Genomic DNA, 17228 nt, shown 5'->3' with positions numbered 1-17228 from the left:
CAGACAGACGGCACACAGAAAAACGACGGGGCCCGGGAAACACCCCGGACCCCGTCGGCGTCACCTCGGCGTCGGCGTCGGCGCCGTCAGCCGAGCGGCAGCTCCTTGACCGGCAGGGACTCGGCCGGGCCGCCCTTGGTCAGCCCGTCCGTCGGCAGGCCGCCCTTCGTCGCGGACTGCGCGGTGTCCCCGAGGATCTCCCCGGCCGACCCCGCCGCCTCGCCCGCGGCCTTCTGCGCCACCGGCGTCGCCTTCTTCACGGCCTTGCCGCCGGTCTTGCCCGCGGCCGGCACCGCGTGCTCGACCACCTTGCCGCCGGCGTCGCCCGCGAGCCCGGTGGCGCTCTGCGCCGCGCCGTCCGCGGTGTTGCCGACGCTCGCCCCGTCCACGGCGGTCAGCCCACCGAGGTTCGGGGCCGCGGGCAGGTCGGGGGCCGCGCTGGCGGAGCCGGCCGCACCGACCCCGGCAGCCGCTCCCGCTGCGACGAGCAGCGCGGCACGGGCGATCCGGCGGGTCAGGGGGAGGGTCATGATGCTCCTTCGACGGGAGGAAAAAGTGAAACGGTGGGAACTGTCCGTCCGTGCCCGTCAGTTGAACGTGTCCACCGTCCGGGCCCGGACGCAGTGACTACCGCTCGAAGTCCGCGAAGGTTGCGGCGATCCGACGTAAAGAGTTGGTAATGCGTCGCATTATCGGCTGCGGATGAAAACGGGCAAAAGGCGCCCGGTATGAAAGTCCGCCGAATCCTTACGGCCCTTTGTCCGCAAGGGATTCCGCGCATTCGGGAGTGAGCGCACGAAAACCTGCCCGGCCCCCCTCGCCGCACGCCCCGCATTACCCGTCCGGGTGACGGCCCGCACTACTGCCCGGTGACGATCCGCACGGAACCCCCGGCCCGTTCGGCCCCGCGCGACCCGGAACCGCCGTCCCGGTCGCGCCACCGCCCGTCGGTGCTGCCCGCGACCCACTCCCGGCCGGCGTAGGAGACACGCTCGATGTGCAGCGCGGAGGCGTGGGCCACCGCCCAGTGCGCGACCTGCCAGCCGCGCTCGTGCTCCGGCCGCCCCGACGCCCCGCCGTCCGGGTCCGCCGCGGGCACCGGCACCGTCACCGTCCGCCCGTCGGACCCGGTCGTCCCGGGCGGCGACGGCGAGGCGCTGCCCGCCCCCCGGTCGCCGACCTCCGCACCGGCCTCCTGGAACGCCTCCCGCCCGAAGTCCCGCACCAGCGCCGCCCGCACCGCGCCCGGACCCTCCCCGGCCGGAGCGGTGTCCGGGCGTCCCGTACAGGTCAGCGTGGCCGCCGAGTGCCCGGTCAGCGCGGCGGCCAGCAGCTCCGCGTCCGGCTCGTGCTTGGCGTACGCCTCCGGATAGCCGCTGCGCTGCACCCGCTGCGCCGCCACCGTGAGCGGCAGCGCGGTGTAGTCCGGGACCTTCGCCAGATGCGTGTAGAACATCCCCGCCGCGTACGTCGGATCCATGATCTGCCGCGGCGTCCCCCAGCCCTGCGACGGCCGCTGCTGGAACAGGCCCAGCGAGTCCCGGTCCCCGTGGTCGAGGTTGCGCAGTCCGGACTCCTGCAACGCCGTCGCCAGCGCGATCGTCACCGCCCGCTCGGGCAGCGCGCGGCCCGTGCCGACGGCCGCGATCGTCGCCGCGTTGACCGCCTGCTCCGGTGTGAACGCGTACGACGCCCCGTCGCCCCGGCCCGAGACGACCTTGCAGCCCGGCGCGCCCGAGCCGCCGGTGACGTACTGCACGGTGAGGTAGCCCGCGACCGCGCACAGGGCCGCCAGGCCCGCCCCGTAGCGCAGCAGGCGTGAGCGGCGTCCGCGGCGCGTGGGGGCGGGGGCGGACGCGGGGGACGTGGGAGAGGTGGGGGACGGCTCGGACACGCCGTACAAGGTACTGGAGGTGTTCGAGATACCGGAGTCCGGTTCGCACGCTGCTTCGAAGACCGCCCGGGATAGGGTCGAGGGCATGGCCGACACCCCGCTTGACCTCACGCTGGACGCCGCCGAGCTGACCGCGCGGCTCGTCGACTTCCCCTCCGAGAGCGGCACGGAGAAGCCGCTCGCGGACGCGATCGAGAGCGCGCTGCGCGCCCTGCCGCACCTGACCGTGGACCGGTACGGCAACAACGTCGTCGCGCGCACCCGGCTCGGCCGGGCCGAGCGCGTGATCCTCGCGGGCCACATCGACACCGTGCCGATCGCCGGCAACGTGCCCTCCCGCCTCGACGACGAGGGCGTGCTGTGGGGCTGCGGCACCTGCGACATGAAGTCCGGCGTCGCCGTGCAGCTGCGCATCGCGGCCACCGTCCCGGCCCCCAACCGCGACCTGACCTTCGTCTTCTACGACAACGAGGAGGTCGCCGCCGAGCTGAACGGCCTGAAGCACATCGCCGACACGCACCCCGACTGGCTGCACGGCGACTTCGCGGTGCTGCTGGAGCCGTCCGACGGGCAGGTCGAGGGCGGCTGCCAGGGCACCCTGCGGGTCCTGCTGAAGACCAAGGGCGAGCGCGCCCACTCGGCGCGGAGCTGGATGGGCTCCAACGCGATCCACGCCGCCGCGCCGATCCTGGCCCGGCTGGCCGCGTACGAGCCGCGGTACCCGCTGATCGACGGCCTGGAGTACCGCGAGGGCCTCAACGCGGTCGGCGTCTCCGGCGGCGTCGCGGGCAACGTCATCCCCGACGAGTGCGTGGTCACCGTCAACTTCCGCTACGCGCCCGACCGCACCGAAGAGGAGGCGATCGCGCACGTCCGTGAGGTCTTCGCGGACTGCGGGGTCGAGGAGTTCGTCGTCGACGACCACAGCGGCGGCGCGCTGCCCGGCCTGTCCCACCCCGCGGCGGCGGCCTTCATCGAGGCGGTCGGCGGCACCCCGCAGCCCAAGTACGGCTGGACCGACGTCTCCCGCTTCTCCGCCCTCGGCATTCCCGCGGTCAATTACGGGCCCGGCAACCCGCATCTGGCACATCGGCGCGATGAGCGGGTAGAGACGGCGAAGATCCTCGCGGCGGAGGAGCGGCTGCGGAACTGGCTGACGGCCTAGCCGGCCGGCCGGGCCCGCGGCACCTCGGGGGGAGCATGGCGCTTCATGGCGGACATGCTCACGTCCCCCGTCCGTAACCGTCGTGGATCTACGCTGAACCGGACACACCGCACGACGGAGGGAGCGCGTACATGGCTACCGGCAACCCCGAGGGGAAGAAGCAGCCGCCGGAGGAGCAGCGCCTGGGACCGGTCCTCCGACGGCGGGAACAGGTGCAGGCCAGCACGACGGACCAGCGGCTGCTGGACGAGCGCGCGCCCTCGGACTGGGTGCACACCGACCCCTGGCGGGTCCTGCGCATCCAGTCGGAGTTCATCGAGGGCTTCGGCACGCTGGCCGAACTGCCCGCCGCGATCAGCGTGTTCGGCTCGGCCCGCACCCCCGCGGACTCCCCGGAGTACGACGCCGGCGTCCGCCTCGGCCGCGGTCTGGTGGAGGCCGGGTTCGCGGTGATCACCGGCGGTGGTCCCGGCGCGATGGAGGCGGCGAACAAGGGCGCCTGCGAGGCGGGCGGCATCTCGGTCGGCCTCGGCATCGAGCTGCCCTTCGAGCAGGGCCTGAACCCCTACGTCGACATCGGCCTGAACTTCCGGTACTTCTTCGTCCGCAAGATGATGTTCGTGAAGTACGCGCAGGGGTTCGTGGTCCTCCCCGGCGGCCTCGGCACCCTCGACGAACTCTTCGAGGCCCTCACCCTCGTCCAGACCAAGAAGGTCACCCGCTTCCCGATCGTCCTGTTCGGCAGCGACTACTGGGGCGGCCTGATCGACTGGCTGAAGAACACCCTGGTCGCCCAGGGCAAGGCCGCGGAGAAGGACCTCCTGCTGTTCCACGTCACGGACGACGTGGAGGAGGCGGTGGCCCTGGTGTCCAAGGAGGCGGGCCGCTAGCCGACACAGGTGCTGCCGGGGCCGGTCCCGGCAGCACCGTAGCGTCACGCCAGGCCCCGCCTCGCCACCGCAGGCTCCCGGTGACCGGCGATCGTCGCCACCATGTCCAGGACCTGCTTCGTCTCCGCCACCTCGTGCACGCGGTACACCTGCGCGCCCAGCCACGCCGACACCGCCGTCGTCGCCAGCGTGCCCAGCACCCGCTCCTTGACCGGCTTGTCCAGCGTCTCCCCGACGAAGTCCTTGTTCGACAGGGACACCAGCACCGGCCACCCCGTCTCCACCATCTCGCCGAGCCGCCGCGTCGCCTCCAGGCTGTGCCGGGTGTTCTTGCCGAAGTCGTGCCCGGGGTCGATCAGCACCGACTCGCGCGGCACACCGAGCGCCACCGCCCGCTCCGCCAGACCCAGCGTCACCCGCAGGATGTCGGCCATGACGTCGTCGTACTCCACCCGGTGCGGCCGGGTACGCGGCTCCGCGCCGCCCGCGTGCGTGCACACCAGGCCCACGCCGTAGCGCGCGGCCACCTCCGCGAGGCCCGGGTCCACCCCGCCCCACGCGTCGTTCAGCAGGTCCGCGCCCGCCTCGCAGACCGCCTCGCCGACCGACGCCCGCCAGGTGTCCACGCTGATGATCACGTCCGGGAAGCGGCGCCGCACCTCCGCGACGAAGCCGACCGTGCGCCGCGCCTCCTCCTCGGCGCTCACCTCCTCACCGGGACCCGCCTTGACCCCGCCGACGTCGATGATCGCCGCGCCCTCGGCCACCGCCTGCTCCACCCGGGCCAGCGCCGGCTCGTCCCGGAAAGTCGCCCCCTGGTCGTAGAAGGAGTCCGGGGTCCGGTTCACGATCGCCATGATCACCGGCTCGTGCGCGCCGAATTCACGCCTGCCCAGCCTGAGCATCCCTTGTGACCTCTCCTAGTACGTGCTGCGACCGTCCCGGTCTTCCGCCGCCTGCGACCCTAACCGTCAGCGTCGCATGGCACGATCGGACCCACACACCGAAGACACCGAGCACACCGTGGGGAAGCAGCGATGGTTATGTTCCTGTTCCTGGTCGTCGCGCTCGCCGTCGTGGTCGCCGCGGTGACGCTCGCCGTGGTGGGCGGCGGCGACGGCACCGGCCCGCTGCCCGAGGCGGCCCCCGAGCGGCTGCACGACCCGCTGCCCCCGGACCGCCCGGTGGACCGCGCCGACATCGACCGCCTGCGCTTCCCGCTCGCCGCCCGCGGCTACCGCATGGCCGACGTCGACGACGCCCTCAACCGCCTCGCCGCCGAACTCGCCGAGCGCGACGCCCGGATCGCCGACCTGGAGGCCGCGCTCGCCGGGGCCCGGGCCGCCGCCGCGACCGCCCCGGCGCAGCAGCCCCCGCAGGAGGACCAGCAGTGAGCGACGGCCAGCCGGTCGCCGGCCCGGACGGCGCGCTGCGCTGCCCGTGGGCGCTGTCCACACCGGACTACGTGACCTACCACGACGAGGAATGGGGCCGTCCGGTCCACGGCGACGACGCCCTGTTCGAACGGCTCGCCCTGGAGGCCTTCCAGTCCGGGCTGTCCTGGATCACCATCCTGCGCCGCCGCCCCGGCTTCCGCGCCGCCTTCGCCGGCTTCGAGATCGCCAAGGTCGCCGAGTTCACCGACACCGACCGCGAGCGCCTGCTCGCCGACCCCGGCATCATCCGCAACCGCGCCAAGATCGACGCCACGCTCGCCAACGCCAAGGTGCTGGCCGGGTGGGAGCCGGGCGACCTGGACGACCTGATCTGGTCCCACGCCCCGGACCCGGCCGCCCGCCCGGCCCCCAGGACCCTCGCCGACGTCCCCGCGGTCACCCCCGAGTCGACGGCCCTGTCCAAGGCGCTGAAGAGACGGGGCCTGCGCTTCGTCGGCCCGACGACGGCGTACGCGCTGATGCAGGCCTGCGGACTGGTCGACGACCACCTCGAAACCTGCGTGGCCCGCGTCGCCGCCTGACTCCGGGTGACTGCGGGCTACCGCCCGAGGTACTTCGGCTTCTCCTTGTTGACGAACGCCTGGACGGCGATGGTGTGGTCCTCGGAGGCGCCCGCGCGGGTCTGCAGCTCGTCCTCCTTCTCCAGCGTCTCGGCCAGGCTGTGCGTCATGCCGAAGGCCATCGACTCCTTGATCGCCGCGTACGCCACGGTCGGCCCCGCCGCCAGCTGCCGCGCCACCTTCTCGGCCTCCGCGCGCAGCTCCGCGGCCGGGACGACCCGGTTGGCGATGCCCAGCTCCAGCGCCTCCTGCGCGGAGATGTTCCGCGGGAAGAGCAGCAGGTCGGCGGCGCGGCCCGGCCCGACCACCCGCGGCAGCGTCCAGGAGATGCCGGAGTCGGCGGTGAGCGCGACACCGGCGAACGAGGTGTTGAACGCCGCCGTGTCGGCCACGATCCGGTAGTCCGCCGCCAGCGCGAACCCGAAGCCCGCGCCCGCCGCGACGCCGTTCACCGCGGCGACGACCGGCTTCGCCGCCCCGGCCAGCGCCCGCGCGATCGGGTTGTAGTGCTCCTTGACGGTGCTCATCGTCTGCCCCGAACCGGTCTCCCGGTCCGACGCCAGCAGCCCGATGTGCTCCTTGAGGTCCTGCCCCACGCAGAACGCCCGCTCCCCGGCGGCGGTCAGCAGCACCGCCCGGACGGCCGTGTCGGCCGCCGCGGACTCGGCCGCCTCACGGAGGGCGACCTTGGTCGCGATGTTCAGCGCGTTCATCGCCTCGGGGCGGTTCAGCGTGATCGTCGCGAGCCCGTCGCTCACCTCGTAGAGCACGGTGTCGGCCATGGTGGGTCCCTCCGGAGTCGAGGCGGTGGCGTACCGGTCGGTACGCCCGTGCGTACGAAGGACAGCATGGCGGAGATCACGGACGCCGGACCGGGCGGGACATGTGACCTGCGTCAAAGAAATACAGGGGGTGCGGTCGCGCAGTATCGCAGCCACATCGCCGAATTGGGTGGTTTTGCTCGCGCGCGTTGCCCAAGCGATGCCGACCGATGTTGGTCATCGGGTCCTGGGATGCGGGATAATGGCTTGGAAGCAATGTGTTCGATGCCGGTGTCGCGTGTCCTGGCCCTTTTGCCGGGGACCGCGCGTGCCCTTCAGGGGCCGTCGGCTTTGACGGTGAGCTGGTTTCAGGAAGGGGAACGAGCATGGCGGCCATGAAGCCGCGGACGGGCGACGGCCCGCTCGAGGTGACCAAGGAGGGGCGGGGCATCGTCATGCGCGTTCCGCTCGAAGGCGGCGGTCGACTTGTCGTCGAGCTGACCCCTGACGAGGCCGACGCCCTCGGTGACGCCCTCAAGAAGGTCGTCGGCTGACGCGCGAGCGACCATACTCTTTCAGCCGCCCCGGCATCGTCATCGGTGCCGGGGCCGCTGTTTTGACCGGCCCGGACAGGCGGGTCAGCGCTTGACCGCGCACAGCAGGCCGTCGCCCACCGGCAGCAGCGACGGCACCAGCTCCTGGCTCTCCCGCACCGCCCGCAGCAGCTCCCGGATCCGTATCACCTCGGTCGGCTGCGGCCCCGAGTCGACCGTACGGCCGCTGGCGAAGACGCCCTCGAAGACGACGAGGCCGCCCGGGCGCAGCAGGCGCAACGATTCAGCGAGGTAGTCGAGCAGCTCCAGCCGGTCGCCGTCGCAGAAGACCAGGTCGTACCCGGCGTCCGCGAGCCGGGGCAGCACGTCCAGCGCGCGGCCGGGGATGAAACGGGCCCGGTTGCTGGCGAACCCGGCGGCGCGGAACGCCTGCCGGGCGAACTGCTGGTGCTCCGGCTCGGGGTCCACGGTGGTCAGCACACCGTCCGGGCGCATGCCGTGCAGCAGATGGATGCCGGAGACACCGCAGCCGGTACCGATCTCCGCGACCGCCTTCGCGTCCACGGTGGCGGCGAGCAACCGCAGCGCGGCGCCCGTGCCGGGCGACACCGAACGCAGCCCTGCCTCGCGGGCCCGGTCGCGGGCCCAGCGCAGCGCTTCGTCCTCGGCGACATAGGCGTCGGCGAACGCCCAGTCCGTCTGCCGGTTGCCGGTAATGACCCTCTCCTGTCCCCACGGGTTGCCTCGGCGTGACTGTATCCGTTGGCGCCGGGAACCCGCAGATGGGACCGGGCGTTTAGAGGGGTGGCAGGACGCACGGGGGGACACAGTTGGATCACGACGACGGACGAGACGCCGAGCAAGTGCTGACGCAGCAGTATGAGCTGTATCAGCCCAGATCAAATTCTCGTAAAACCGCTTATCCGGTCCTAACGGGCGAGGTGGCTATGGTAGGGGCTCCACTGGACACCACCAGAGCTGACAGGGGAGGTGCGGCCGCGCCTGGAGACCGGGGAGGAGTGCTGCGGCGCTTCCTCGGGTCGGCGGGCAGGCCGAAATCCGTGAACGACACCGCTGACACCGGCCACGCCGTCGCCCAGGACCGGACCGCGACGTTCTCCACCGACGCGGACGGCCCGGCGTGGACTCCGCCCACGTGGGAGGAGATCGTCAGCACGCACAGCGGCCGGGTGTACCGGCTGGCCTACCGTCTCACCGGCAACCAGCACGACGCCGAGGACCTCACCCAGGAGGTCTTCGTCCGCGTCTTCCGCTCCCTGTCGACCTACACCCCGGGCACCTTCGAGGGCTGGCTGCACCGCATCACCACCAACCTGTTCCTCGACATGGTCCGCCGCAAGCAGCGCATCCGCTTCGACGCCCTCGGCGACGACGCGGCGGAGCGGCTGGCCAGCAAGGAGCCCACGCCGCAGCAGGTGTTCAACGACGCCCACTTCGACGCCGACATCCAGCAGGCGCTGGACACGCTGGCGCCCGAGTTCCGCGCCGCGGTCGTCCTGTGCGACATCGAGGGGCTGTCGTACGAGGAGATCGCCGCGACCCTCGGCGTCAAGCTCGGCACGGTCCGCTCCCGTATCCACCGCGGCCGTTCCCAGCTGCGCAAGGCCCTGGCCCACCGCTCGCCCGACGCCCGTGAGCGCCGCTCGCTGGTCGCGGGGGTGCCGGCTCTGGGGGGAGGGGGCGCGACCGCGTGAGTGGATCACGTCCTGACCCCGCAGAGCAGCACCTGGGAGACCGGCTCTCCGCCCTCGTGGACGGCGAGCTCGGTCATGACGCGCGTGAACGCGTACTGGCGCATGTGGCCACCTGTCCGAAGTGCAAGGCCGAGGTGGACGCCCAGCGCCGGCTGAAGAACGTCTTCGCGGAGGTGGCCCCGCCGCCCCCGTCCGAGAGCTTCCTGGCCCGCCTCCAGGGGCTTCCCGCGGGAGGTGATCCCGAGGGCGGCGGCACGCCGCTCGGCGGGGGAGGAATCGGCGGCTCCCGGCTCGGCGGACCCGGATTCGGGGGCCCGGCGCCCTCCGGACCCACCGCCTTCGGCATGAGACGTCGTGGCGGCGCGGCCGCCTTCGACTTCGACTACACGCCCCTGAACCCGGCCGCCTCCGGTGACCGCGGCTTCCGCATCCACCCCGTCGGCCGGGGCGAGGGCGACCGTCCCGCCTCGCGCGGTCTGCGGTTCGCCTTCGTCGCCGCCGGAGCGGTGTCGCTGGCCGCGCTCGCCCTCGGCGGCATGACCGGCGGCACGCCGGCCGACACCGACGCGCGCGGCACCGGCAGCAGCGTCCTGCCGGCGCGTCCGCAGGGCACCGGGGCCGCCGCGGCCGCCGAGACCCAGCGGCGCCGGGTCGGACCGCTGCTCGCGCAGACCGGCCAGGGCCGGGTGCTCGGGCGGACACCGGCGCCCACGGAGGTGTCCGCGCCGCTGCTGCCGGGCGTCCCCGCGCCGGCGGTGGACCAGGACGTCGTGCACACCCTCACCACACCGGTGATGGCCGGCGCCGCCGCCATGTCCCCGCTCATACGCCCGCTCGAAGTGACCGCCCCCATCCCGCTGGCCGCCTGGTCCGGAACCCCGGCCCTCACCACACCCGGCGTCTCCTCCGCACCCACCTCGCCCTCCTCCCCCTGACCGGCTTCTGCGCCGCGGCCCGCGAACCTGGTTGAATCCAGGTGGGCCGCGCCCGCGGCAGGCAGTCGGGCGCGGAGTGGACGAACCGCGGACACCGCCGACGCAGCCGTGCCGCGGTCAGCTGTGGGGAGAGCATGAACGAGGGGAAGCCCACGCAGGACCCGCCGGCCGACGGCGACTTCGAACTGGAACGCCCGCGTTCCGTGGGCGGCGACGAGGTGACGCTCCCGGGCTCGGCGCCGGACGCCGGTGTCACGCTTCCCGGCCCGACGCGGGACACCGACGCCGAGGGTCCCGGCCCGTCGCCCGACAGCGGCGCCGCGGTCCCGGGCCCGTCGCCCGACGGTGACGCGGTGGCGCCGGACGCGTCGTCCGACAGCGGCGACTTCGTGCTGGAGGGCCCGACCCAGATGGCGCCTGCGACCCCCGCGGGAGCGGCGCCTGCCGTCCCGGCGGCGCCGTCCGCAGGCGGGGAGGCGTCGGCAGCCGTCGCGCCCACCGATGCTGTGCCCACCGCTGCCGCGGACGTCCCGAGCGCTGCTTCGGCGAGGCCGGCTCCGGCTGCTGCGGCGGATGTGCCGGCCGCTGCCGCGGTTTCGGCCCCTGTGGCGGAGGTGTCGCCTGCTGTCATCCCCGCCGGCGGTGCGCCCGTCCCCGCCGATGCGGTGCCGGCCGCTGCCGCGGTGCCGGCCCCTGCGGGGGAGGTCCCGGCCGCCGTCGCGTCTACCGCCGCTGCGCCCGTCCCCGCCGAGGCGGTGCCGACCGCTGCCGCGGTGTCGGCCCCTGCGGGGGAGGTCCCGGCCGCCGTCGCGCCTACCGCTGCTGTGCCCGCTCCCGCCGATGCCGTCCCCCCGGTCGTCCCCGGCGCGGCGGCTCCCGGCGAGCGGCCCGTGCCCCTGCACGACCCCGACCCCTACAACACCCCGCCGTACGGCGAACCGGGCCCCTGGGCGCCCGCGCCGCCCGTTCAGCACCCGGCGGCGACCCCGGCGCACGGTACGGCCGTGCCGCCGCTCGCGCCGGGGCAGGGCGCCGGTGCTCCCACGGGACCGGCGGCCCCCGTCTCTCCCGAGCGTGAGCCGGCCTCCGCCCCTCACCTCACGCCTGCCCCGGTTCCGGCCCCGACCCCCGGCCTGGTCTCGACCCCGGTTCCGACTCCGGCCCCGGTTCCGACTCCGGCTCCGGTTCCGACCCCGGCCCCGGCTGAAGGCCCGGTCCCGGCTGGAGGCCCGGTCCCGGCCGCCGGCCGGCCCCCGGCACCCACGCCGGCCCTGACCTCTGCCCCAGCCCCGACCCCGCCCGCAGCTCCGCTCCCGACGCCAACCCCTGTCCCGGCCCAGGCACAAGGACCCGCCCCGGCCCAGGCACAAGGACCCGCCCCGGCCCCGGCACAAGGACCCGCCCCGGCCCCGGCGCAAGGACCCGCCCCGGCCCCCACCCCCACCCCCACCCCCGACCCCTGGTCCCGCTACGACCCCTGGGCCGTCGCCCGTGCCGGGGCGTTGCAGCACCCCGGCAGCGCGGCGGAGAGCGAGCGGCGGGTGCGGCGTCGGCGGCGGCGGGGTGTCGTCGGCGCGGCGCTCGCGCTCGCGCTGGTGTCCGGCGGCATCGGCGGCGTCGTAGGGACGTATCTGGAGCGCAACGGCGGCGTGGGGGCCGTGGAGCTGCCGCAGGCCGGGAAGGAGCCCCCCGGGCGGGCCCCGGACAGCGTGGCCGGGATCGCCGCCCGCGCCCTGCCCAGCGTCGTCACGCTGCACGTCACCGGCGCCGAGTCGGCCGGCACCGGCACCGGCTTCGTACTCGACACGCTCGGCCACATCCTCACCAACAACCACGTCGTCGAGCCGGCCGGCGGCGACGGCGAGATAACCGTCGTCTTCAACGGCGGCCAGACCGCCAAGGCCGAGGTCGTCGGCCGGGACAGCGGCTACGACCTGGCCGTCGTCAAGGTCACCGGCGTCAAGGGCCTCAAGCCGCTGCCGCTCGGCAACTCCGACAACGTCCAGGTCGGCGACCCGGTCGTGGCCATCGGCGCCCCCTTCGACCTGGAGGGCACCGTCACCTCCGGCATCATCAGCGCCAAGGAACGGCCCATCACCGCGGGCGGCGAGAAGGGCGACGGCAGCGACGTGTCGTACGTCGACGCGCTGCAGACCGACGCGCCCATCAACCCCGGCAACTCCGGCGGCCCGCTGCTGGACACCCGGGGCCGGGTCATCGGCATCAACTCCGCCATCCGCTCCGCCGACAGCGGCTCCGACGCCGACGGCGGCCAGGCCGGCTCCATCGGGCTGGGCTTCGCCATCCCCGTCAACCAGGGCAAGCGCGTCGCCGAGGAGCTGATCAACACCGGCAGGGCCACCCACCCGGTCATCGGCATCACCCTCGACATGGACTACGCCGGCGACGGCGCCCGCGTGGACAGCAGGGGCAGCGGCGGCGGCCCGGCCGTCACCCCCGGCGGCCCCGGCGACCGGGCCGGCATCGAACCCGGCGACGTCATCACCGCCGTGGACGGCCAGCGCGTCCACTCGGGTGAGGAACTGATCGTGAAGACGCGCGCCCACCGCCCCGGCGACCGCCTGGAGCTCACCGTCGAACGCGGCGGCAAGGAACGCAAGGTCTCGCTGGTGCTCGGATCCTCGGGCGGCGGCTGACCCGGCGGACGGCCGCGACTGCCGGAAACGTCACAGACGGGCGTCCCGGGACGGTACCGGTCGGACAGGTACGACAGGTACCGTGGACCCGGCCGAGGACATCGCAAGGAGCTACAGGTGTTCAATGACATAGGACCGCTCGAGCTGGTCACGCTCGTTGTCCTTGCCGTGCTCGTCTTCGGTCCGGACAAGCTCCCGAAGGTCATCCAGGACGTGACCCGCACGATCCGGAAGATCCGCGAGTTCTCGGAGAGCGCCAAGCAGGACATCCGCCAGGAACTGGGCCCGGAGTTCAAGGACTTCGAGTTCGAGGACCTCAACCCCAAGACGTTCATCCGCAAGCAGCTGGAGAACGACGACCTGGGGCTGAAGGAGATCCGCAACGGCTTCGACCTGAAGAAGGAGATGGCGGAGGTCACCGACGCCGTCCACAGCCGCGAGACGGACGCGCCCGCCTCCGGCAGCTCCGGCGGGCGCGTCGACATGACCAAGAAGCCCGAGGACTCCGGCAAGGACGACCGTCCGCCCTTCGACGCCGACGCGACCTGACCCGCAAGCCCCCGCACCCGCCCCGGAGCAGGGCGTACGCCCCGCTCACGTGACGCGATTCATACGTTCGCCCCGCCCCGCACGGCCTGAACGCGCCGCCCGGACGCCCCGCGCGCCGGGCGGTTTCCGTGCTGCCCGGACCAGGGTGGATATGCTGCCGAGTTGTTGTGCGGACCGGACGAGTACGCCCGAAGGGGGGCGGGCCGCTTCCGGACCGACGAGAGCGAGGAGGCGTCCGGGCAGATGGAGACGACGAGTCGGGCAGTCGCGCAGGCGCCGGCCGCGGAGGGCGGACAGCAGGTCCCCTCCGCCCGGCGTACGGTCGACGGCTACCTGCGCGCGCCCTTCCCTTGGTACGGCCTCGACGAGGCCTTCACGGGGCCGCGCTGGCTGATGCAGGTGGGTACGGCGGCCGACGGGGCCGTCGAGCACGGTTCGATCGGGCACGGTGACGAACCGTCCGTGCGGGGCGAGGCGGGCGCCGACGGGGAGCCCCGGGAGAAGTTCGCGGTGGTGGTCACCGTCGCCGCGCAGCCGTCCCGGCGCAGCGCCGACGGTACGGGGCTGCTGGAGGCCACCACGGTGTCCTCGGCGGCCTGGCTGGCCGGGGTGGGGCTGCTGTCCTTCACCTGGCCCGGGCAGATGGACCACAGCCTGCGCGACGACTGGCTGGAGCAGCAGACGGAGACGGCGTGGGCGCTGGCCGACGACCTCGACGGGCCGGACTGGTCGACGCTGTCCCTGCCGGTGGACGGCGTGCCGACGCCGTTCCACTACCGGGAGTCGGAGTTCGGGTGGGTGCTCGCCGGGTCGACCCAGCAGGGCGTGCACGTCGGGGCGTACGGCCGGGGCATGAGCGCGTACGGTCTGGGCTTCGCCCAGATCAAGGACATCGCCTCCTACGCATGACGAAAGGGGCGCCGGTGGACTTCCGGCGCCCCTCTCACCGTAGGGCTCGGGACGTGCTCAGAACTTGTTGCGCGGCGTGATGCCCAGCGACAGGCCCGACAGGCCCCGCTGGCGGCCGCCCAGCTTGCCCGCGATGGCGCGCAGGGCCGCGCCCGCCGGGGAGTCGGGGTCGGTCAGGACGACCGGCTTGCCCTCGTCGCCGCCCTCGCGGAGGCGGACGTCGATGGGGATGTTGCCGAGGACCGGGACCGTCGCGCCGGTGGTGCGGGTCAGGCCGTCGGCGACGAGCTGGCCGCCGCCCGTGCCGAACACGTCCACCATCTCGCCGCAGTGCGGGCAGGGCAGGCCGGACATGTTCTCGACCACGCCGACGATCTTCTGATGGGTCTGCACGGCGATCGAACCGGCCCGCTCGGCCACCTCGGCGGCGGCCTGCTGAGGCGTCGTCACGACCAGGATCTCGGCGTTCGGGACCAGCTGGGCGACGGAGATCGCGATGTCGCCCGTGCCGGGCGGCAGGTCCAGGAGCAGGACGTCCAGGTCGCCCCAGTACACGTCCGCCAGGAACTGCTGGAGCGCGCGGTGCAGCATCGGGCCGCGCCAGACGACCGGCGCGTTGCCCGGGGTGAACATGCCGATGGAGATGACCTTCACGCCGTTCGCGGACGGAGGCATGATCATGTTCTCGACCTGGGTGGGCCGGCCGTCGGCGCCCAGCATGCGCGGCACGCTGTGGCCGTAGATGTCGGCGTCGACGACACCGACCTTCAGGCCGTCGGCCGCCATGGCCGCCGCCAGGTTCACCGTCACCGACGACTTGCCGACGCCGCCCTTGCCGGAGGCGACCGCGTAGACCCGGGTGAGGTTGCCCGGCTTGGCGAAGGGGACCTCGCGCTCGGTCTGGCCGCCGCGCAGCGCCGCCGCCAGCTCCTTGCGCTGCTCGTCGCTCATCACGTCGAGCGTGACGTCGACGCGCGTGACACCCTCGACGCGGGAGACCGCGTCGGTGACACGCTGGGTGATCGTGTCGCGCATCGGGCAGCCCGAGACCGTCAGGTACACGGTGACCGCGACCGCTCCGTCGGCGCCGATCTCCACCGATTTGACCATCCCGAGTTCGGTGATGGGTCGGTTGATCTCGGGGTCGTTCACCGTCGCCAGTGCCTCGCGCACCGCGTCTTCGCTAGCCATAAGGACGATGGTACGGCTCAGTAGCCATGCCGGGGGAAGCCCGTCAGCGGTCGTCTACGTCACGTCCGGGCGACCGGTCCGCCGGGAATACGGCGGGTTCGTGGTGGCCGTTCGTCCGCTCCTCCAGCTCTTTGATCAGGTCCTGCAGCTCGGAGCGGATCCAGTCGCGGGTGGCGACCTCGCCCAGGCCGATGCGCAGCGCGGCGATCTCCCGGGTGAGGTACTCGGTGTCGGCGATGGACCGCTCGTTCTGCTTGCGGTCCTGTTCGAGGTTGACCCGGTCGCGGTCGTCCTGCCGGTTCTGCGCGAGCAGGATCAGCGGTGCCGCGTAGGAGGCCTGCAGGGACAGCATCAGCGTCAGGAAGATGAACGGGTACTCGTCGAACCGCAGATCGTGCGGCGCGGCCACGTTCCACACCACCCACATGATGATGACGACCGTCATCCAGACGATGAACCGACCCGTGCCGAGGAAACGGGCGATCCGCTCCGACAGCCGGCCGAAGGCCTCCGGGTCCCACTCGGGCAGGATCCGCCGCCGTGGCGGGCGCGGCTGGTCGAGCCGGGGCCGGGTGCGGGTGGTGGCGGTGGCCCCGGCGGGGCTGCGGTCGCGGACCGCCTCCCGGCCGCTGTCACGCTCCGGTGCCATGCGGGCCCACCCCCTCCACGCCCTCTTCGAGGTGGAACTCCGTCTCCCGCCAGTCCTCGGGCAGCATGTGGTCCAGTACGTCGTCCACGGTGACCGCGCCGAGCAGCGCCCCCGACTCGTCGACGACGGGCGCCGCGACCATGTCGTACGTGGCGAAGAACCCGGCGACGACGGGCAGCGCCGCGTCCGGGTCGAGCGGCTGCAGGTCCTGGTCGAGCAGCGAGCTGACCAGGGTGTACGGGGGGTCGCGCAGCAGGCGCTGGAAGTGGACGGTGCCCAGGTACTTGCCGGTCGGCGTCTCGTCGGGCGGCCGGCAGACGTAGACCTGCGCGGCGAGCGCGGGGGAGAGGTCGGGGTTGCGGACCCGGGCCAGCGCGTCGGCGACGGTCGCGTCGGGCCGCAGCACGATCGGCTCGGTCGTCATCAGACCGCCCGCGGTGTGCTCCTCGTACGACATCAGGCGCCGCATGTCGGCGGCGTCGGCGGGCTGCATCAGGCTCAGCAGCCGCTCCTGCTCGTCCGTGGGCAGCTCGCCGAGCAGGTCGGCCGCGTCGTCGGGGTCCATGGCCTCCAGGACGTCGGCGGCGCGCTCCTCTTTCAGTTTGCCGAGGATCTCGATCTGGTCGTCCTCCGGCAGCTCCTCCAGGACGTCGGCGAGCCGGTCGTCGTCGAGGGCGGCGGCGACCTCGGCGCGCCGCTTCGGGGACAGGTGGTGCAGCACGTTGGCGAGGTCGGCGGGGCGCAGCTGCTCGAAGGTGGCGAGCAGGTTCTCCGCACCCTGCCCCTGCTCCTCCAGCGAGAACCCGGTGACCTGGGACCACTCGACGGTCAGCGCCTCGCCCTTGGCGCGCCGCAGCGGGCCGCCGCGGCGGCCCTTGCGGACGAAGACGCGGTCGATCTCCCAGTCGCGGCGGGCGGGCAGTTGCTGCACCGACAGGTCGAGCACGGTGACCTCCTCGCCGGTCTCCACGAGGGTGACGCGGCGGTCGAGGAGTTCACCGAAGACGAGGCGTTCGGTGGGCCGCTGCTCGAAGCGGCGGACGTTGAGCACGCCGGTGGTGATGACCTGGCCGGACTCGACGCCGGTGACGCGGGTCATGGGCAGGAAGATGCGGCGGCGGGTGGCGAGTTCGACGACCAGGCCGAGCAGCCGCGGTGGCCGCCGGCCGACGCGGAGCATCACGACGAGGTCCCGTACGCGGCCGACCTGGTCGCCGGTCGGGTCGAAGACGGCGACGCCGGAGAGGTGCGAGACGAAGATCCGCGGGGCGCCGGCTGCCATGGCTGTCGTTCCTTTTCGTACGAGGTGTGCGGTGTTTGCGTTCCTTCTCCCGATTGCCCG

18 protein-coding genes are annotated in these 17228 nt (G+C 73.3%); 10 read left to right on the top strand and 8 right to left on the bottom strand.

The features are described from left to right. Positions 1-86 precede the first annotated feature (86 nt). Positions 87-530: an ATP-binding protein gene (locus IE308_RS17700; protein WP_110630241.1), complete on the bottom strand. Its 444-nt coding sequence runs from the start codon at positions 528-530 to the stop codon at positions 87-89. 329 nt (positions 531-859) lie between these two features. Continuing rightward, complete coding sequence (locus IE308_RS17695; protein WP_444545356.1) at positions 860-1894, bottom strand: heavy metal transporter; 1035 nt, start codon at positions 1892-1894, stop codon at positions 860-862. 85 nt (positions 1895-1979) lie between these two features. Here IE308_RS17695 and dapE point away from each other — a divergent pair, with 85 nt between their 5' ends. Both dapE and IE308_RS17685 read left to right on the top strand, forming a co-directional pair. After that, entirely contained in the window at positions 1980-3059 is a 1080-nt protein-coding gene (dapE, locus tag IE308_RS17690) for a succinyl-diaminopimelate desuccinylase (RefSeq protein ID WP_190218662.1), read from the top strand. 131 nt (positions 3060-3190) lie between these two features. After that, positions 3191-3949, top strand: a complete 759-nt coding sequence (locus IE308_RS17685) for an LOG family protein (protein ID WP_110630245.1) — start codon at positions 3191-3193, stop codon at positions 3947-3949. A 44-nt stretch (positions 3950-3993) separates the two neighbouring features. Here IE308_RS17685 and folP read toward each other — a convergent pair whose 3' ends face one another. After that, the gene (folP, locus tag IE308_RS17680; RefSeq protein WP_190218661.1) at positions 3994-4854 is read right to left on the bottom strand and encodes a dihydropteroate synthase; all 861 of its coding nucleotides are present in this window, start codon (positions 4852-4854) and stop codon (positions 3994-3996) included. 138 nt (positions 4855-4992) lie between these two features. Between folP and IE308_RS37470 the strand changes: the two genes are divergently transcribed. Continuing rightward, on the top strand, positions 4993-5343 hold the full coding sequence (locus IE308_RS37470) for a DivIVA domain-containing protein (protein ID WP_190218842.1): 351 nt from the start codon (positions 4993-4995) through the stop codon (positions 5341-5343). After that, positions 5340-5927, top strand: a complete 588-nt coding sequence (locus tag IE308_RS17670; protein ID WP_190218660.1) for a DNA-3-methyladenine glycosylase I — start codon at positions 5340-5342, stop codon at positions 5925-5927. Before IE308_RS37470 ends, IE308_RS17670 begins: the two co-directional genes overlap by 4 nt. A gap of 17 nt (positions 5928-5944) precedes the next feature. Here the strand turns inward: IE308_RS17670 and chcB are convergent, their stop codons facing one another. After that, positions 5945-6748, bottom strand: coding sequence for a 2-cyclohexenylcarbonyl CoA isomerase (gene chcB, locus IE308_RS17665; RefSeq protein ID WP_190218659.1), 804 nt, complete (start codon positions 6746-6748; stop codon positions 5945-5947). Positions 6749-7113: 365 nt separating this feature from the next. Between chcB and IE308_RS17660 the strand changes: the two genes are divergently transcribed. Continuing rightward, positions 7114-7281: a DUF3117 domain-containing protein gene (locus IE308_RS17660; protein WP_003966491.1), complete on the top strand. Its 168-nt coding sequence runs from the start codon at positions 7114-7116 to the stop codon at positions 7279-7281. A gap of 84 nt (positions 7282-7365) precedes the next feature. Here IE308_RS17660 and IE308_RS17655 read toward each other — a convergent pair whose 3' ends face one another. Then, positions 7366-8040 carry an O-methyltransferase gene (locus tag IE308_RS17655; RefSeq protein WP_110637059.1) on the bottom strand — a complete coding sequence of 225 codons (675 nt, stop codon included), beginning with the start codon at positions 8038-8040 and terminating at the stop codon, positions 7366-7368. A 260-nt stretch (positions 8041-8300) separates the two neighbouring features. On the opposite strand from IE308_RS17655, the gene sigE reads away from it, so the two are divergent. From sigE to IE308_RS17630, 5 genes are all read left to right on the top strand, one after another. Next, positions 8301-8996 carry an RNA polymerase sigma factor SigE gene (gene sigE / locus IE308_RS17650; RefSeq protein ID WP_110630256.1) on the top strand — a complete coding sequence of 232 codons (696 nt, stop codon included), beginning with the start codon at positions 8301-8303 and terminating at the stop codon, positions 8994-8996. Continuing rightward, positions 8993-9931, top strand: a complete 939-nt coding sequence (locus IE308_RS17645) for an anti-sigma factor family protein (RefSeq protein ID WP_190218658.1) — start codon at positions 8993-8995, stop codon at positions 9929-9931. The genes sigE and IE308_RS17645 overlap by 4 nt, the downstream gene beginning before the upstream one ends. A gap of 1004 nt (positions 9932-10935) precedes the next feature. Beyond that, entirely contained in the window at positions 10936-12588 is a 1653-nt protein-coding gene (locus IE308_RS17640; RefSeq protein WP_444545358.1) for a S1C family serine protease, read from the top strand. A gap of 117 nt (positions 12589-12705) precedes the next feature. After that, positions 12706-13137, top strand: a complete 432-nt coding sequence (locus IE308_RS17635; RefSeq protein WP_110630263.1) for a sec-independent translocase — start codon at positions 12706-12708, stop codon at positions 13135-13137. Between the two features lie 243 nt (positions 13138-13380). Beyond that, positions 13381-14046 carry a hypothetical protein gene (locus IE308_RS17630; protein ID WP_110630265.1) on the top strand — a complete coding sequence of 222 codons (666 nt, stop codon included), beginning with the start codon at positions 13381-13383 and terminating at the stop codon, positions 14044-14046. A 57-nt stretch (positions 14047-14103) separates the two neighbouring features. Here IE308_RS17630 and IE308_RS17625 read toward each other — a convergent pair whose 3' ends face one another. Genes IE308_RS17625 through IE308_RS17615 form a run of 3 tightly spaced genes read right to left on the bottom strand, consistent with a single transcriptional unit; the run spans position 14104 to position 17168 of the window. After that, complete coding sequence (locus tag IE308_RS17625) at positions 14104-15237, bottom strand: Mrp/NBP35 family ATP-binding protein (protein WP_110630267.1); 1134 nt, start codon at positions 15235-15237, stop codon at positions 14104-14106. Between the two features lie 43 nt (positions 15238-15280). Further along, entirely contained in the window at positions 15281-15886 is a 606-nt protein-coding gene (locus tag IE308_RS17620; protein ID WP_110630269.1) for a DUF1003 domain-containing protein, read from the bottom strand. Next, the gene (locus IE308_RS17615; RefSeq protein ID WP_190218657.1) at positions 15870-17168 is read right to left on the bottom strand and encodes a magnesium transporter MgtE N-terminal domain-containing protein; all 1299 of its coding nucleotides are present in this window, start codon (positions 17166-17168) and stop codon (positions 15870-15872) included. Before IE308_RS17615 ends, IE308_RS17620 begins: the two co-directional genes overlap by 17 nt. Positions 17169-17228: the final 60 nt, after the last annotated feature.

The organism is Streptomyces griseosporeus, from assembly GCF_014656055.1.
Lineage (GTDB): Bacteria > Actinomycetota > Actinomycetes > Streptomycetales > Streptomycetaceae > Streptomyces > Streptomyces griseosporeus.
Note: the sequence above shows the minus strand (reverse complement) of the source record. Positions and strands in the feature narration are given on the sequence as shown.

What these genes read in the sequence shown, in the direction of transcription:
- IE308_RS17700 (WP_110630241.1), bottom strand. Translation starts at nt 530, where the DNA reads ATGACCCTCCCCCTGACCCGCCGGATCGCCCGTGCCGCGCTGCTCGTC.
- dapE (WP_190218662.1), top strand. Translation starts at nt 1,980, where the DNA reads ATGGCCGACACCCCGCTTGACCTCACGCTGGACGCCGCCGAGCTGACC.
- IE308_RS17685 (WP_110630245.1), top strand. Translation starts at nt 3,191, where the DNA reads ATGGCTACCGGCAACCCCGAGGGGAAGAAGCAGCCGCCGGAGGAGCAG.
- folP (WP_190218661.1), bottom strand. Translation starts at nt 4,854, where the DNA reads ATGCTCAGGCTGGGCAGGCGTGAATTCGGCGCGCACGAGCCGGTGATC.
- IE308_RS37470 (WP_190218842.1), top strand. Translation starts at nt 4,993, where the DNA reads ATGTTCCTGTTCCTGGTCGTCGCGCTCGCCGTCGTGGTCGCCGCGGTG.
- chcB (WP_190218659.1), bottom strand. Translation starts at nt 6,748, where the DNA reads ATGGCCGACACCGTGCTCTACGAGGTGAGCGACGGGCTCGCGACGATC.
- IE308_RS17660 (WP_003966491.1), top strand. Translation starts at nt 7,114, where the DNA reads ATGGCGGCCATGAAGCCGCGGACGGGCGACGGCCCGCTCGAGGTGACC.
- IE308_RS17630 (WP_110630265.1), top strand. Translation starts at nt 13,381, where the DNA reads ATGGAGACGACGAGTCGGGCAGTCGCGCAGGCGCCGGCCGCGGAGGGC.
- IE308_RS17625 (WP_110630267.1), bottom strand. Translation starts at nt 15,237, where the DNA reads ATGGCTAGCGAAGACGCGGTGCGCGAGGCACTGGCGACGGTGAACGAC.
- IE308_RS17620 (WP_110630269.1), bottom strand. Translation starts at nt 15,886, where the DNA reads ATGGCACCGGAGCGTGACAGCGGCCGGGAGGCGGTCCGCGACCGCAGC.
- IE308_RS17615 (WP_190218657.1), bottom strand. Translation starts at nt 17,168, where the DNA reads ATGGCAGCCGGCGCCCCGCGGATCTTCGTCTCGCACCTCTCCGGCGTC.